Origin of the sequence: Aquibacillus sediminis (assembly GCF_005870085.1) — a bacterium.
Taxonomy (GTDB): domain Bacteria; phylum Bacillota; class Bacilli; order Bacillales; family Amphibacillaceae; genus Aquibacillus_E; species Aquibacillus_E sediminis.
The window spans coordinates 1-15,909 of sequence record NZ_SZNM01000023.1 but is presented as its reverse complement, the minus strand read 5'-3'; the positions used below and the strand labels follow the sequence as shown (position 1 = coordinate 15,909).

The window sequence follows — 15,909 nt, the reverse complement described above, 5'->3', positions numbered from 1 at the left end:
TTTTTCTTATTTAATAAGAGATAATGTATTGCTATTTCCCCCCAAAAAAACATATGATAAAGTAATGAATATTTTATTGTGCAATCCGTTTTGCTTATGTTTTAATAGGGAACTATACTACTACATTATTTTTTGAGGTGTGATGATAATGCGCAAAAAGATTGTATTTTTATTAAGTATCTTAATCCTTGTTGCATTATCTATTGTTTATTTGAACCTTTCCCCTAATGATCCAACCGAACAAGTACACGATGCGAGCGGTAATGACGAAAATAAGGAACCAATAGATGAGCAAGTAGAAATACAAGATGAACAAATTGCTGAGGACCAGGAATCAAACAATACCATTACAGAAGAAATAACCGAAAAAGTAAAACAAGTTGTTGGGAATACGGTTGAATTATTTCTTAAAGATGATTTAAAAATGGTTGCGATTGGAGATTCACTGACACAAGGGGTTGGTGATGAAACCGATAATGGTGGATATGTTGGTATCTTAAACCATACCTTTGAACGGTCTGACCAAAAAATTGAAATTGAAAACTTTGGAAAACGCGGCAATCGCTCTGATCAATTACTCGCTCGGTTAGAACAACAAGAAATTGTTGAATCTATTGAAGATGCTAATATTGTACTTCTAACAATCGGCGCTAATGATATTATGAAAGTTGTTAAAGACAATTTCACTAACCTTCGAGAAGAGCCTTTTAATCAAGAGAAGGTCGCATACATCGAAAGGCTGCGAGCTATTTTTGATAAAATTTTTGCCATTAATCCTGAGGTCGAAGTCTTTTTAGTAGGTTTCTATAACCCATTTGAAAAATATTTTAGTAACATCGAACAGTTAGGAATTATTTTAGATGGATGGAATACTGCAGGACGAAACGTCACAAATCAGTATGACCAAGCATCTTTTATCCCTACGGATGATTTATTTCAAAGCGTAGATAAAAATTTATTCGCGGACGATAATTTTCATCCTAATGCAGATGGCTATCAATTAATTGCAGAACGGGTGCTTACGTATTTAAGACCCTATATAATGAAGGAATCCGAGGAGTAAAAGACCGTTAAGAAAAGGTGAATAGATAATGGGAGAACCAAGGGGAACAGAACAGTTATGGAAAACACTATTTTTTGGTTTATTGGGATTAACTAGCTTTGTCGTTTTGATTGTTATTACGCTTATCCTATGGCCTGTGCCAAAGGAGGACGTACCACAAAAAGAATTTATTGAAGATGAAGATGGTGCTGAGTTTACGATTCACTCTAGTAAAAGTAACTTAAATGAATTAGTTAATGGCTATGTTGATAAACTCATGAAAGATGACGGTGATAAATATTCGGTACAACTGAATGATGATGTTCAATTAAATGGTTCCATTAAAGCATTTGATTCTGAAATTCCAATTACCATTCGGTTAGAACCAATTGTCCAAGAAAACGGTGACCTAATCTTAAAGCAAAAGGAAATATCTTTAGGCCTGTTACATTTACCAAACAAACGTGTATTAAAATACCTAAAAGATAATCTTCCAGTTCCTGAGTGGGTTACAATCAACCCTAATGAAGAAGACATTTATATTGCCGTTACCCAAATGGACATTAGGAGTAATTTCAAAGTAAGAATCCAGCAGTTTGACCTGGAAAATGATCAATTAAGTTTCAGAATTAAGGTACCTAATGAAACATTAGGGTTGTAGAGTATGAGGGCACTCGCTGGAGCGAGTGCCTTTTATTTCTTTTTGCTTACGGGCTATTTACGGCTTTTTCTTACATCATCTTGGCTCTTTACGCTGGATTCTGCTTATTTAATAGCTTTTCTTACATTATCTCGGCTTTTTTCACTGGATTCTGCTTATTTAACAGCTTTTCTTACATCATATCTGCTTTTTGCTCTGGATTCTGCTTATTTAACAGCTTTTCTTACATCATATCGGCTTTTTTCACTGGATTCTGCTTATTTAACAGCTTTTCTTACATCATATCTGCTTTTTTCACTGAATTCTGCTTATTTAACAGCTTTTCTTACATCATATCGGCTTTTTTCACTGAATTCTGCTTATTTAACAGCCTTTCTTACATCATATCGGCTTTTTTCACTGAATTCTGCTTATTTAACAGCTTTTCTTACATTTTTTACGCCTGATTGCGTAACTATATATGTTATGTGTAACTAAATGATCTATTATATGCCTATCGTTTCATCGCCTACTGTTTTATATAGTAGGATGCTCGTCCCTTATAAATCAATCTAAAGTTTTTCCTTAATACCTCATTAATAGTCCTTTGAGAAACATATCCTCCACACCAGTCATACACACTAGCTACCGTTAGTTTTTTATCAGGAAACAAAATCTGTAACTCATCAATATTGGATCGGACTGCTGTTTCTACATGTACTTCATGATTGCATTTATTACAGGCCAGTTTCTTTAGATTAAAGCGAACTAGCAATCCCCCACACTCCGCACAAACAATCCCCTTCTCCAATTGATCATACGTATATTCATACGCACGCGGCTGTTCGGAAGTCCTAAGCTCCACTAATTTTTCCGCCAGTTTTTTGTGACGTGCTCCTAAAGCTGAGGGTTCATTATGCAATTTTTCTAAGAAACGATTAAGTTGTGTTGGAAAAATAATGGTAGGGTCTTTGGGCGCCTGATACAAAGTAAAAGCATCATTAACAAAAACCAAATAAGGTTGAATTTGAAAATGAAGGCCGTGTTGTTGAAGTAATTGTCGTAGGAGAATGGTGCTGCGGTTCACTTGTTGTTGTGGGGAACTAATTTCTCTTTTTGACATCGTAAACCATCTGTCTACTTCCACATAAAAGTCACCTTCGTAGTTTTTTACCTCAAAAGGGTAAATCATATTTTGGAGGATAACTAATGAATCGATTTGAAACTTTGTGTTGTTAATTTCAAACCATAAATCATTTAAAACGATTGCGTCATTCTTTAATATTTCTATCATCCCGTCAAACTTCTTTTCTCCTTGATAGCCTTTTTCTAGTTTTGTCAAACGTTGCTGTTCATTGAGGGGGAGAGCCATACGATGACTCAACAATTCTAAGGTCACCAATTCCAAAGGTTTTTGTCGCGGCTCCATGCATAAATCACTTCCTTTCTACCTCCATAGTATGCCAACGTTAAAATAAAGACAAGCCAAATCCCTCTTCACGCACAAAAAAAGCAACTATCACCTAGTTGCTAACTTTAACCACTTTATGTAACCAATCTTCTATCAAATTAAATGCTTCTTCACTTGATAAAATTCCATCATGATCAATGTTTTTTATTACTTGTACTTCTGCATTGGTATATTTAGAAAACAATGGGGAAAAAGCCTCGGATTTAAATACCTCGTCCTCACTACCAATAAGTACCAGCGTATCATCCGGCACACTTATCAAAGCTTTTTTATAATTGTCGGGTAAACGAGACATAAACAATCGATAACTCAATGACAATGTTTCCGATCCATGGCGTTTTTCCTCTGGCTTATTGCTTGCTAATACTGGAAGATGATTTTTAGTTTTAATTCCTAAACGGTTTAGTATCATTAACCAAATTAGTCTTCCTTTATTTGCTGTCGTTGCATCGGAGTCTTTCATAATCGGAGCTTGGAAATGGACAAATGGTGCAAGTAGCAAATAGTGATCCACTAACTTCGAATGTTTACTAGCTGCAAACCGAAGTGCAGTTCCACCACCAGCGGAATGTCCAGCTAATATGATCCTTGCATTTGAAGCATGTTTTTGTTTGACAACCTCCATAAAATCAACAAGATCATCTTCTAATTGCCCAATATAACTTATATCACCGCGTCCAACCGCTTTTTCTCCATAGCCTCTTAGGTCAGGAGTATACACATGGGCAAGACCGTGCTCTGAAACGAATTGAGCAAGTGGCATTAAATATTTACTATCTTCACAAATTCCGTGCAACATAATCATGACGGTATCAGAATTACTAGTTGCTGGATAGTAGCGATAAGAAAGCACATCACCATCTTTCGCTTGAAAATCCTTTAGTGATGGTATATTCGAAAAATTCACAAACATGACAACTCCTCTAAATTTTCCTTCATTTTACTAACAAATATTGGAAAACTCAAACGTCACTACACTTAAAGCAAAGCATGTTTATGTGCATAAATAGCAGCTTGGGTTCGATCTTGTACTTCTAATTTGCTTAAAATATTGCTGACATGGACTTTCGTTGTTTTTAGTGCAATAAACAAATCATCCGCGATTTCTTGGTTTGTTTTTCCTTGCGCAATAAGTAGTAAAATTTCCATTTCCCGCGCTGTCAATGTTTCATGTGGAAGTGATTCTTGCTTATTTCTCATCTTGGACATCACTTTATTGGTGACTTCACTTTCAAACACAGATTCCCCGTTGTAGGTATCCCTAATGGCAGCTGCTATCACACTTGCCTTCGACGTTTTTAACAAATAACTGGTTGCACCTGCTTCTAGTGCTGGATACACTTTTTCATCATCAATAAAACTTGTGACGACAAGGATTTTTGCATCAGGCCAAGCTGCGATAATTTGGCGTGTTGCTTCAATACCATCCATTTCTTCCATGACTAAATCCATTAAAATAATATCTGGTCGCAACTCTAGGGCGAGGTCGACAGCTTTTTTTCCATTATCCGCTTCGGCGACAACCTCAATATCGGCTTGCGTTGCCAAATATGCACTGACGCCAATTCGTACCATTTCATGATCATCGACAAATAGAACCTTAATCATATTCATCACCTCCTACTTCCATTATTGGAACGCGAACTTCCAAGCGTGTCCCTTCCTTTGGCACACTAATGATCCGAAACTTAGCTCCCATTTCTGCTGCTCTTTCTTTCATGTTCATTAATCCATAGGAACCAGAAAGTTGTTCCTCCACATCAAATCCGACACCATCATCATTTACTTGCAAAATTACGTGCCTGTCACGCTCAATCAATAAAATCGACAATGACTGTGCTTTGGCATGCCTTAACGTGTTCGAAATCGATTCCTGTAAAATGCGAAATAACTGGTCTTCCACCCCTTTACTGACTGTCACTTGTTCCATGTTCCAGTCCACTTCGATGGGCACCTTTTGTTTTAATTCTTCTAACAATTGTTTCACACCGTCTTTTAAGGATTTATCTTTTAACGCAACTGGTCGTAAATGAAGTAAAAGAGCTCTCATCTCAAGCTGTGCTTGTTGAATCATTGCTTCTACTTGTTGTAATTGTTTGCTAGCAGGATCTTGGCTATGAAAACTTTCGTTAATAGCAGACACTAACATTGAAGCCGCAAATAATTCCTGGCTAACGGAATCATGCAATTCTCTTGCTAACCGGTTCCGTTCTTCTGACACAACTTTGTTGATCTGAACTTCTTGGTCTTGCACACGTTCATCAATTAACTTTTGAGTACGTAGTGTTTGTTCTCGAATATATTGTTGCAATTGATTGACTTTTTCAAACAATACTTGTATCTCTGTAATCGACGTCGTTCCATCAAACGAACCCTCATGTACAGAATCCATTGCTGTTTCTAATCCGGTTAATTGTCTTTTTAAAAACAACCCAATTCCTATACCAAATATAGCTCCTGCAAACAATGTAATCGCAAGAATCATCAACACAAACGGAAGTTCAAACAATTTTCTTTCCCACAGTTCAGTCCAATTAGTAAATGGGAACACGATAAATACTAAAGTGAGTAACAAGACCATAAGCAAAATGGAAAACGCAACCCCTATTACAATCGCTCGGTGTAGTACTGGTTTCATCCTCTTTTCACCTCAATTTTTCCGACAAGTACTGAGGTGAAAATCCTCACTCTTTTTGTTGCCTGTTGATAATTTTCAGATTGTAAATGTACGACACGGTTCCATGTATGTTGCTCATGGTAATCAAAAATATCCACAGAACCAAAGAGAGACGAATGATGTACACTGACTTCGACATCATAAGGGACAACAATTTGGACATTCCCGACTAAATGCCGCACCACAACTACTGGATCACTTTTAGGGATCACGGTATAGCTTAAATCAATGACAGTATCTCCAACACCGGACTGGATATTAACATCTTTCCATTCATATGCTTGACGTTTGGTACGTTGTTGACCAAACCATTTATTCGTGAACAATATTGGTTCTTCCGATATGCCTTCATGTTCATCCACCGAAAATTCTGGCTGCATATAAGTTGGCTCTTGCTTTGCTTTATACCATTTCACGATCAAATAAACGATTAGAATAAATAACAAAAATTTGAATGCGAGCGTATTTAAAATGGTTACTGTTAACAAGAAAACACCTAGCCAGAAAAGTACTTTTCCCCGCATGCGACTATATCTTTTTTTTCCATAGTAAATAAATGCAAGCCAAATCAAGATAGACACAAGATGGCCCATATTGATGAAAATCAATTCAAATACAAATAAGACCACCATGGCAAATAAAAGTATATGAACAATATCTGTGCTGTTTCTTTTATCCATAAAAGATCTCCTTTTCATTAATGATTTGGCATGCAGTTATAACTTATACAATTGCGCATTTGCTGTATTATACGCATTTACCTCCACTGTCCTCTTTATAAAAAGAGTACTAATATATCGCTGCGGAAATACACCTACGCTTTTTTCGGCACTTTGAAGTTTTATAGAGCATTACTTAATAAAAATCATAAAATATACCTTTTTATTGTTAATTGATATGTTGTAACACAATACTGCAATAAATTTACTACTTTTGATTTTATTGCGTATTACATCTACCACTAATCAGTGAACTTATCCAAGCGTAGGCAGAATACGGAGACTCCTCGAAAATACAAAGCCATTTTCTTCGTGCGATGTATCGCTGCCGAAGCGTTCCTTGTCCTATGGGAACAGCACGAGCCGAAGATCCACTTGGTAAAGGGCTTTTCTTTACCAAGTTAGCTGATGCCGTGCCCATGGAAAGCGTAGTATTCTGCCGGAACGATATATTAGCACTTATTTCAATCAGAATGTAAAAAAGTAAATAGTTATGCCGCATAATACAGCTTATCTGCAATAACACATTAGTTTTACTTAGTATCTAAACGAAAAAGGCACACAAGTACGCTCGGAGTGCCTCTTTCAGATTAACATATTTTAGTTAGGGGTAGCCTCATTTTTTTCTAGCTCTGCTAACCTTGCGTCTAGTGTGTGTAAGCGATGGTCAGTTTTTACTTGGTTTTCTAACCTTTCAATATAACTTTCCATTTCTTCAAATTTAGATACCGTCTTTTCGGCTAGACCTGAATTAAGCACCTTATTCATTCCCTTGTGTGCTCTTGCCACATTTTCTCTTCCTTTTAGCTCCATTCTTTTTACGTAAAGATCTTTCAATTTATGTTTCATTTGTACGTACTTGTTTTCTAATTGTTCTAATTCAGCAATCGTTTTATCTAGTAGTTCTGTTAGTTGATTGACTCTTGTTTCAAATTGTTGTTGTTCCTCTGTTGCATATTGATAAAGTTCATTCTCTTCCGCTTCTTTCGCAAGCTCTGCTTGGCGTTTGCGTTTTGCAGCCATTTTCTTTGCTTGGCTCAATTCGCGTGTGAATTCATGTTTATACGTGTATTGCTTTTCAACGAGTTGCTTCATGTTCCGAACTTCCTGCTCACACTCACGAATATACTGATTTAAATGTGTAATAGGATTCTTTTGTTCTTTTTGATCCATTAATTCATGTAGGTCGGCTTGAATTGTTTCTTTTATCCTTGTAAATAGGTTTGCCATTTTAAACACTCCTTTTATTATCTATTGATCAGTCATTAAGAAATCATCATCAACGTATGTGTCTTGTTTGTCTTTTTTCCATGTTTTATAGGTGTAATAAAGCACCACGAAGGAGGCGACACCAATTAAAGCTGGAATATTTGATAGTGATATAGCTAGTCCGATTAATATAACAAATCCCCAAAGCACTTTTTTTCCAACTGTATCTGCTAGAATAAATTTCTTCACTGCGTAATAGGAAATGACTACGCTAATTGCGAGCACAATCATTGGTCCCAAATTGGCAAGAAAAATAATCACCGCTGTAATCCCTAGTAATAGTAGTAATAATGTTTTCATTGTTTTACTCCCTCCTTTCATATTTCCATCATACCTTTCATGCTTGTCCACGGTAACGGACTAGCGGTATATTTTAGACTAAGACTAGAGGCTTAGAATGTTGTAACAAAAAAAGCTCAGACAATTCCCTATCTGAGCCAACTTAGCTTCATTTATTGAAGTGGATCCTTTTCTTGTACTCCTTCTATCTGTTTAAAAAGGTTTTGTTTTGAGTCATTGGGTGGTGTATAAAAAGTAACAGGAGACCCAATTTTATCTCCAATCATTTCTAATGCTTTTTTTATGTCATCAATATCCTTTTGAGTAGCAGGTTGTTCCGCCACTTCTACACCTACATCACCACTCACCTCTAATGTAACGGATTTTAGTTTTGTAATATCCGTTATTTTCTTTATTCTCAACTTCATCTTTAACTCATCTTCAGTAATTCGTGCTTTCTTTATATTTTTATGTAAAATTTGTCCATTTTTCACAACGAGAAGTGGTTCACCCATGATCCACTTTTGCACCTTTGGAACATAAATTTGTAAAATCGAAACGAAAATCACTCCGATTACAATTAACAAACCATGATAAGCACTAACCCAAGCATCTACTGATTTCAATGGGTGAACAAGCACAGTACCAATTCCTATCATAATAACGACTTCACTTGGTGTTGCTTGAGAAATGGTTCGTTTCCCAGCAAATCTTAACAAAATAAGCGTAGCAAACAAATAGATAATGGCGTCTATTAAACCTGACATAAGCAAACCTCCTTATCTATATTAGCTTTTGTTTTAACAGGTAATTTATTAGGAGATTTCATGCATTTATTATGTAGTGAGATGAAAATTGATACCGTTCTAGATACATTTATTAATAATCGCTTAACTATTTCGTAACCCTCATTGTTTTTTAATGCACATTAGCTGTATTATGTGTATTAACTCAACGCTTTTTCTCTAGATCTTACGTATTTACAGCTTTTTCTTACATCATCCACCACTTTTTCTCTAGATCCTGCGTATTTACGGCTTTTTCTTACATCACCTCAGCGCTTTTTCTCTAGATCTTGCGTATTTACAGCTTTTTCTTACATCATCCAGCACTTTTTCTCTAGATCCTGCGTATTTATGGCTTTTTCTTACATCATCCACCGCTTTTTCTCTAGATCTTGCGTATTTACAACTTTTTCTTACATCATCCAGCACTTTTTCTCTAGATCCTGCGTATTTACGGCTTTTTCTTACATCATCCAACGCTTTTTCTCTAGATCTTGCGTATTTACAGCTTTTTCTTACATCATCCACCACTTTTTCGCTAGATCTTGCGTATTTACGGCTTTTTCTTACATCATCCACCGCTTTTTCTTTAGATCTTGCGTATTTACGGCTTTTTCTTACATCATCCACCGCTCTTTCTCTAGATCTTACGTATTACAGCTTTTTCTTACATCATCCAGCACTTTTTCTCTAGATCCTGCGTATTTACAGCTTTTTCTTACATCACCTCAGCGCTTTTCCCTTTGGTTCCGTAATTTGAAAACCTCTGTACTTCAGTCCCATAAAAAACCGTATTAAAAACTAAAAAACTCGCCACTAGCTGGGCGAGTTTTTCATCTATATTACTTTTTCAACTTAGACAATGCATCTGCTAAAGCCGTATTGGTAAATTCCTCATTTTGTTGCTTTTTCATATATTTATTAATATCTTTCTTCGATACCTTGCTCTGTTTTTGTTTTTGCTTCCGTTCATTAAAGGTCGATAATTTTTCTCGGTGTCCACATGTACAAGTAAACATCTGCCCCTCGCCTTCACCACGAAGTTCCATTCGTTTATGACAGTTTGGACAACGAGCATTCGTTTTCTTAGCAATATTCTTCTTGCCTCCACAGGAACGATCCTGACAAACGAGCATGCGCCCTTTTTTACCGTTAACTTCTAACATTAACTTACCGCAATCCGGACACTTTGTTCCCGTCATATTGTCATGTTTGAAGTTTGCATCACTATTTTTAATCTCTTTCACAACATTACTTGCATAGCCTTTCATTTCTTTAATAAATGTATCTTTGTTTAATTTCCCGCTTGAAATGGCTTCTAACTTTTGTTCCCACTCAGCCGTTAAGGTTGGGGATTTCAAGTCTTCCGGAACAAGGTCTAGCAACTGTTTGCCTTTTGAAGTAAGGAAAATATGTTTACCCTTTTTCTCAATATAAAAACTATTAAATAGCTTTTCAATAATATCTGCTCGTGTCGCTACTGTTCCGAGTCCGCCTGTTTTATTAAGGGTACTCACAAGCTTTTTATCTTGTTGTTCCATATACTTCGCTGGATTTTCCATTGCTTGTAACAAGTTTCCTTCCGTAAAACGTTCAGGGGCTTTGGTTTGGCCTTTTGTCAGTTTAACTGTTACGCCAGATAATGTGTCTCCCTGTTGAAGATTAGGAATTCGCTGATCCTCTTCCTCCTCCTCACCAGTGCGGTTGTTGTAAACCTCTTTCCACCCTTGTTTTTTCACATTTTTCCCTTTGGCTGTAAATTTCTCGTTTCCAATTGCAACCTCCAAAGTGGTCTGTTCATATTCAAAAGCAGGAGATAGGACGGCCAAAAATCGTTTGACGACTAAATCATAAATTTTTCTTTCTTTATCATTTAGCTCTGACAGATACACGGTTTGTTCTGTTGGAATAATCGCATGGTGATCGGACACTTTATTATCATCAACAAATGATTTATTAGGCTTGATATCCCGCTTTGCAAGTTTGTTAGCAACAGGAGCATATTGATCAACACCACAAGCTTTGAGGCGATCCTTTAGCGTTGGAACAATATCCGATGAAATGTACCTTGAATCCGTTCGTGGATAAGTTAGTACCTTATGTTGTTCATATAATTTTTGCATCAAAGATAATGTTTGCTTACCAGAGAAACCAAATATTTTATTGGCATCACGTTGTAGTTCGGTTAAATCATATAGGCCAGGCGCATGACTTTTCTTCTGTTTTTTATCAATCTGCACTACTTTTGCTTGTTGACCATTTAGATTAGCAACCATTTTCTCTGCCGTTTGTTTGTCAAAAATTCTCGTATCATTTTTTTGACTACGCCATGTTAAGGTTAACCCTTTATTAGCTACCGCTTTAATCCCGTAATAATCTTTCGGTTTAAAATTACGAATTTCCTGTTCACGTAAAGCAATCATTTGCAAGGTAGGTGTTTGCACACGACCACTTGATAGTTGTGCATTAAACTTGGTCGTTAGCGCTCGTGTTGCATTTAGCCCAACGTACCAGTCTGCTTCTGAACGAGCAACTGCTGACGCATACAGGTTTTCATACTGTTTGCCTGGTTTTAGTTTCTTAAATCCATCCTTAATGGCCTTATCTGTTACCGAAGAAATCCACAGTCTTTTGACCGGTTTCTTCACTCGCGCCTTTTCAATAATCCAGCGTGCGACAAGTTCCCCTTCACGACCTGCATCGGTAGCAATGACGATTTCGCCAACATCGTTTCGATTTAATTGTGTCTTTACCGAATTAAATTGCTTCCCTGTCTTTTTTATGACAACAAGTTTTAATCGCGATGGAAGCATCGGTAAATCTTCTAATTTCCATGTTTTATATTTATCATCATAGACTTCTGGATCAGCTAACGTAACCAAATGCCCCAGTGCCCACGTTACAATATATTTCGAACCCTCAAAAAAGCCATTGCCTTTTTTGTTACAATTTAATACCCTAGCAATATCACGGCCCACAGAGGGCTTTTCCGCTAAGACTACAGTCTTCTTCATGGATGAACATCCTTTCAAGTAAATTACTCCTATTACTATAACATACTTGTACCAAACAACCTTTATAGGATCTTTTTAATTTTTAGTAACATAAACGAAATGGACCGTGCGCCATGATGACCCATTAATTGGAAATTCTTATGTAGCCAATCAGCGTGGTCGCAACTATAATATCTTAATGGAATTGCAAGCCCTGCATTTTTAATCATCTATCTACACGTCCTTATCTATCGCAAACATCTATCATGCTAACTTCTACCAAGAGTCTCTGTTTAATTCTGAGTGAAAGCAAGAACTGGTGTGCGGTTTCATTTATACTATTAATATATACCATATTATTATGGATGACCTCTTTCCTCCAGTGATCATAAAAAAACTGCGTGAGCAAGGAATCATGTTCCTGTTACTCACACAGCACATCAAATTAATTTGTATAACGATACTCCATCAAACTTTTGAGAAGAGAAACTTCCTGTTTTAATTCTTCCCCAACATTCGTTTCTAGAACTTTTTTGCGCTCCAATTCTTTGTCCACCAACCTTCTTACCGATAACACGTCCGTTCCGTTTAAAAGCACATCTTGTTTTGACGTAAACTGTTTATGGGCGACAAGTTGCATCCCATAGGAATTATACAATAATGTATAACCAGCAATCCCTGTAGTCGATTGGTAAGCTTTCGAAAAGCCACCATCAATCACAATCATCTTGCCGCAAGCTTTAATTGGATTCTCCCCATCAATCTCCTTAACCGGTGTATGCCCATTTATGATATGACCTTGGTCAGGATCGAGGTCAAATTCTTGTAAGATTCTTTTACAAGTATCTTCATTTTCCCGTAAATAGTAATAGGGATTCTTTGTTTCTTTATGTGTTTCCTTATCCTTTATAAAATACCTTTCAAATGTCGTCATTTGCCTCTTGCCAAACAAGGAGGAATATTCTCCCGTCCATAAATACCAAACCATGTCTGTAGCAAGATCGTCCGTTTTTTCTGAATGTGCAAAAGCATATCTTAAATAGTGTTCGAATACATCAAGTAGTTCACGACCTGTATAGGTTTTGTCTTCAATCTCCATCTTTTCCATTTTTCCATCTTCGTCTAGAGGTATACAGCCATGCAGTAATAAGTTACCATTATACCTCAAGTAAAAACTGCCTTTTTTCATTAAGAATTTCATATGTCTAGTCAGTTTTTCTGAATGTTGGATTGAAAATAATAACTTGTCCATCACTTGCTCTTCTTCTTCTAACAATTGTTCCGGTTGTTTGGGATTAACCGTTGCAAAACAGGTGTTTTCAAGTGGATACGTTTTTCCCCCGATTGTAATTTTGTTGTTGTCATAATCAATTTTTTCAAGTAAGAGCCGTTCGGACATATTGAAAGTTGGTCGTCTTTTGATGATCGGCATTTCTAATTTAAACTGAATCATAGCAATGGCTTGGTGAATTTTAGTAATTTGTACGGTTTCCTGTTCAGATAGCATTTCTTCTGATTGGATTTTTGGTCGAAAGGCTGGATTGTCTTTATAATATTTCTCAGCAAGATTAAGAAGTGGTCTTAGATTAATTCCATAGGCGTCCTCAATGATATCCAAATTGTCATATCTAGCACAGATACGAAGAATATTAGCAAGGCATACCTTTGACCCAGCAAAAGCACCGAGCCACAAGACGTCATGATTTCCCCACTGAATATCAACGGAATGATAGTTAATCAGCGTATCCATAATTTTATCTGGTTCTGGTCCACGGTCATAAATATCCCCCACCACATGAAGGTGATCCACTACTAAACGTTGTGTGGTATAGGCAAGACCAATGATTAGTTTATCTGCTTGATCGAGGGAAATGATTTGCTGGACAATTTTTTTATAATATTGTTTCTTATTGGTGTATTCATCTGTTTTGTATAGTAATTCTTCGATAATATATACAAACTGTTTAGGCAATGCTTTACGTAACTTGGAACGTGTATATTTGGAGGATGCATACGCAATCAGCTTAATCATATGATCAATCATGTCTATATACCAACTGTGTAATTCTTGGTCCGTTGTAAAATTATTTTTAATTAGTTGTAACTTTTCTTCAGGATAATAAACCAATGTGGCAAATTCATTGATTTCTTTTTCAGATAATACATCAGTGAAGATATCTCTTATTTTCTCCTTCACTTTACCTGAACCATTTCGTAACACATGTTGAAAGGCTTGAAACTCCCCATGTAAATCACTAACAAAGTGTTCCGTTCCCTTAGGTAAATTAAGTATGGCTTCAAGATTAATGATTTCAGTGGCCACTTTCTCTTCACTATCAAATTCTTGAGCTAATAAATCCAAATATCTTTTATACAAAATTCCCGCATCCCCCTTTAATTTTTTTATTTCTAATAGGACTAATTCAAAATTCCCCAATTGAAAAAGTTAAATGTATATGGTTATTATATTTTTAATGGGATTAATTTTCAAATTATTAAGAATATTAGTGGTGAATCGTTCCTTTCTAAATCCTTCATAAAACGGACATAGTTTCGTTATAAGGTGATAAAATAACTAGGTGGAGCATTGTTTTGCGAACGTGTATTCGATATAATATAAGAGAAGAACAAGGCTTAAAAGGAGGTAAAAAAATGAGTGAAGAGAAATTAGATCGTATCGAAAAACATATGGAACAATTGATGAAAATGGTTGCTGAAAATAATAAGATGGTAACTGAAAATAATAAAGTGGTTACTAGCTTATCTGAGCGAATGGATCAAATGGAAAAATCAAACGCACAGCGTCATAAAGAAATAATAAAAGAATTACGCAACCATACTGCTGAAATTGACTATCTTCGTGAACAGGTTTCTAAGCATGACATGGCGATCCATAAGTTAGAGACTTCTTCCAAATAGAGAACAAATGCTTAGAGCCACCGGTCAGGGCTAGTTGTCTACTTAAAAACGAAGATTGGAGAAGGTTTCCTTACCTTCACAAGCACCAATCAGCTTCTCTTTCTCCAATCTTATTTTCTTCAAATTCCTCATTAACCTTATTGGTGTAACGCATGTTTAATCGTTTGTTTTAATATATTAATCACATGTTCATCATCATGGGAATAGTACAATGTGGTTCCTTCTCTACGGTATTTGACTAAGCGCAAATTTTTCAAAAAGCGCAACTGATGCGAAACCGTCGATTGCCGTAAATTTAGTTGTTTCGCTATGTCATTGACTGAGTATTCGTTACTAAATAATAAATGCAGGATTCTAATCCTAGTTGGATCTCCTAATGCTTTAAACGTTTGGGAAACCACAAACAATGTCTCTTCATCTAAATCAGCACCTTCCCATTCATTCGATTGATTTGTATCCTTTTCCATCCTTATCACTCCTTATACGTGCATATGAACTTTTCCATTAACAAAAAACAAGTACAATCGCCAAACATCTAGCATGAACTTTCTTTAAACTCCCCACATAATCTATGCCTATCAACCTCAAAATAACGTTAGCTTAGTTCGTAAACTCTATTTTTTTATTGCACATTAGCTGTATTATGTGCAGTAACTAGAATTTACTTTCTTGCATTCTGGTTGTAATAAGAGCGAATATACCGTTCCGGCAGAATACTACGCTTTCCATGGGCACGGCTTCAGCTAACTTGGTAAAGAAAACCGCTTTACCAAGTGGATCTTCAGCTCGTGCTGTTCCCATAGGAGTCTCCGTATTCTGCCTCCACTAAATTAGGTTTTCTGATTAGTGATGATGCAATACTCTATAAATTCAAAATAACAAATTTCCTGTAAGCTTGTATTGCAGCATGGCAATTATTATTAAAGGTATTTTATATAATTTTTATTAAGCAATGCACTATAAAATTTCGGAGTACAGTAAACAGCGAAGGAAATACACGGAGACTCCTACGGGAGGAAAGGCCTAGGTGAGACCCCGCAGCGAGGGACGAGCGAGGAGCATTCCTGTTAGTGAACCAAAAGGTACTTGATATAAAAATAGCCCTCTTGTATGAT

The 15,909-nt window shown here is 36.3% G+C and carries 15 protein-coding genes; 3 read left to right on the top strand and 12 right to left on the bottom strand.

The features are described 5' to 3' along the window. Window positions 1-148 precede the first annotated feature (148 nt). Together FCI53_RS16915 and FCI53_RS16910 are read left to right on the top strand one after the other, a co-directional pair. Entirely contained in the window at window positions 149-1,063 is a 915-nt protein-coding gene (locus FCI53_RS16915) for an SGNH/GDSL hydrolase family protein (RefSeq protein WP_246050138.1), read from the top strand. A 28-nt stretch (window positions 1,064-1,091) separates the two neighbouring features. Next, the gene (locus tag FCI53_RS16910; protein WP_138420225.1) at window positions 1,092-1,703 is read left to right on the top strand and encodes a YpmS family protein; all 612 of its coding nucleotides are present in this window, start codon (window positions 1,092-1,094) and stop codon (window positions 1,701-1,703) included. A gap of 508 nt (window positions 1,704-2,211) precedes the next feature. Here FCI53_RS16910 and FCI53_RS16905 read toward each other — a convergent pair. The 11 genes from FCI53_RS16905 to FCI53_RS16855 form a co-directional block, all read right to left on the bottom strand. Continuing rightward, window positions 2,212-3,111, bottom strand: a complete 900-nt coding sequence (locus FCI53_RS16905; RefSeq protein WP_138420224.1) for a nuclease-related domain-containing protein — start codon at window positions 3,109-3,111, stop codon at window positions 2,212-2,214. Window positions 3,112-3,205: 94 nt separating this feature from the next. Then, the gene (locus FCI53_RS16900) at window positions 3,206-4,060 is read right to left on the bottom strand and encodes an alpha/beta hydrolase (RefSeq protein WP_171038216.1); all 855 of its coding nucleotides are present in this window, start codon (window positions 4,058-4,060) and stop codon (window positions 3,206-3,208) included. A 71-nt stretch (window positions 4,061-4,131) separates the two neighbouring features. Further along, window positions 4,132-4,761, bottom strand: coding sequence for a response regulator (locus FCI53_RS16895; RefSeq protein ID WP_138420222.1), 630 nt, complete (start codon window positions 4,759-4,761; stop codon window positions 4,132-4,134). Further along, the gene (locus tag FCI53_RS16890; protein ID WP_138420221.1) at window positions 4,754-5,791 is read right to left on the bottom strand and encodes a sensor histidine kinase; all 1,038 of its coding nucleotides are present in this window, start codon (window positions 5,789-5,791) and stop codon (window positions 4,754-4,756) included. The genes FCI53_RS16895 and FCI53_RS16890 overlap by 8 nt, the downstream gene beginning before the upstream one ends. Continuing rightward, complete coding sequence (gene liaF / locus FCI53_RS16885; protein ID WP_171038215.1) at window positions 5,788-6,510, bottom strand: cell wall-active antibiotics response protein LiaF; 723 nt, start codon at window positions 6,508-6,510, stop codon at window positions 5,788-5,790. Before liaF ends, FCI53_RS16890 begins: the two co-directional genes overlap by 4 nt. 639 nt (window positions 6,511-7,149) lie before the next feature. Continuing rightward, window positions 7,150-7,779 (bottom strand): PspA/IM30 family protein, encoded by a 630-nt coding sequence (locus FCI53_RS16880; protein WP_138420219.1) that lies wholly within the window; start codon window positions 7,777-7,779, stop codon window positions 7,150-7,152. A 21-nt stretch (window positions 7,780-7,800) separates the two neighbouring features. Then, on the bottom strand, window positions 7,801-8,118 hold the full coding sequence (locus FCI53_RS16875) for a lmo0954 family membrane protein (protein WP_138420218.1): 318 nt from the start codon (window positions 8,116-8,118) through the stop codon (window positions 7,801-7,803). A 152-nt stretch (window positions 8,119-8,270) separates the two neighbouring features. Next, a complete protein-coding gene (locus tag FCI53_RS16870; protein WP_138420217.1) occupies window positions 8,271-8,864 on the bottom strand; it encodes a DUF421 domain-containing protein in 594 nt (197 codons plus the stop codon). 282 nt (window positions 8,865-9,146) lie between these two features. Further along, window positions 9,147-9,512: a hypothetical protein gene (locus FCI53_RS16865; protein ID WP_138420216.1), complete on the bottom strand. Its 366-nt coding sequence runs from the start codon at window positions 9,510-9,512 to the stop codon at window positions 9,147-9,149. Window positions 9,513-9,724: 212 nt separating this feature from the next. Continuing rightward, window positions 9,725-11,896, bottom strand: a complete 2,172-nt coding sequence (locus FCI53_RS16860) for a DNA topoisomerase III (protein WP_138420215.1) — start codon at window positions 11,894-11,896, stop codon at window positions 9,725-9,727. Window positions 11,897-12,320: 424 nt separating this feature from the next. Next, window positions 12,321-14,252 (bottom strand): fructose-1,6-bisphosphatase, encoded by a 1,932-nt coding sequence (locus FCI53_RS16855; RefSeq protein WP_138420214.1) that lies wholly within the window; start codon window positions 14,250-14,252, stop codon window positions 12,321-12,323. Window positions 14,253-14,527: 275 nt separating this feature from the next. On the opposite strand from FCI53_RS16855, the gene FCI53_RS16850 reads away from it, so the two are divergent. Continuing rightward, window positions 14,528-14,794, top strand: a complete 267-nt coding sequence (locus tag FCI53_RS16850) for a hypothetical protein (RefSeq protein WP_138420213.1) — start codon at window positions 14,528-14,530, stop codon at window positions 14,792-14,794. A gap of 137 nt (window positions 14,795-14,931) precedes the next feature. Here FCI53_RS16850 and FCI53_RS16845 read toward each other — a convergent pair whose 3' ends face one another. Beyond that, window positions 14,932-15,261 carry an ArsR/SmtB family transcription factor gene (locus FCI53_RS16845; RefSeq protein WP_138420212.1) on the bottom strand — a complete coding sequence of 110 codons (330 nt, stop codon included), beginning with the start codon at window positions 15,259-15,261 and terminating at the stop codon, window positions 14,932-14,934. Window positions 15,262-15,909 lie beyond the last annotated feature (648 nt).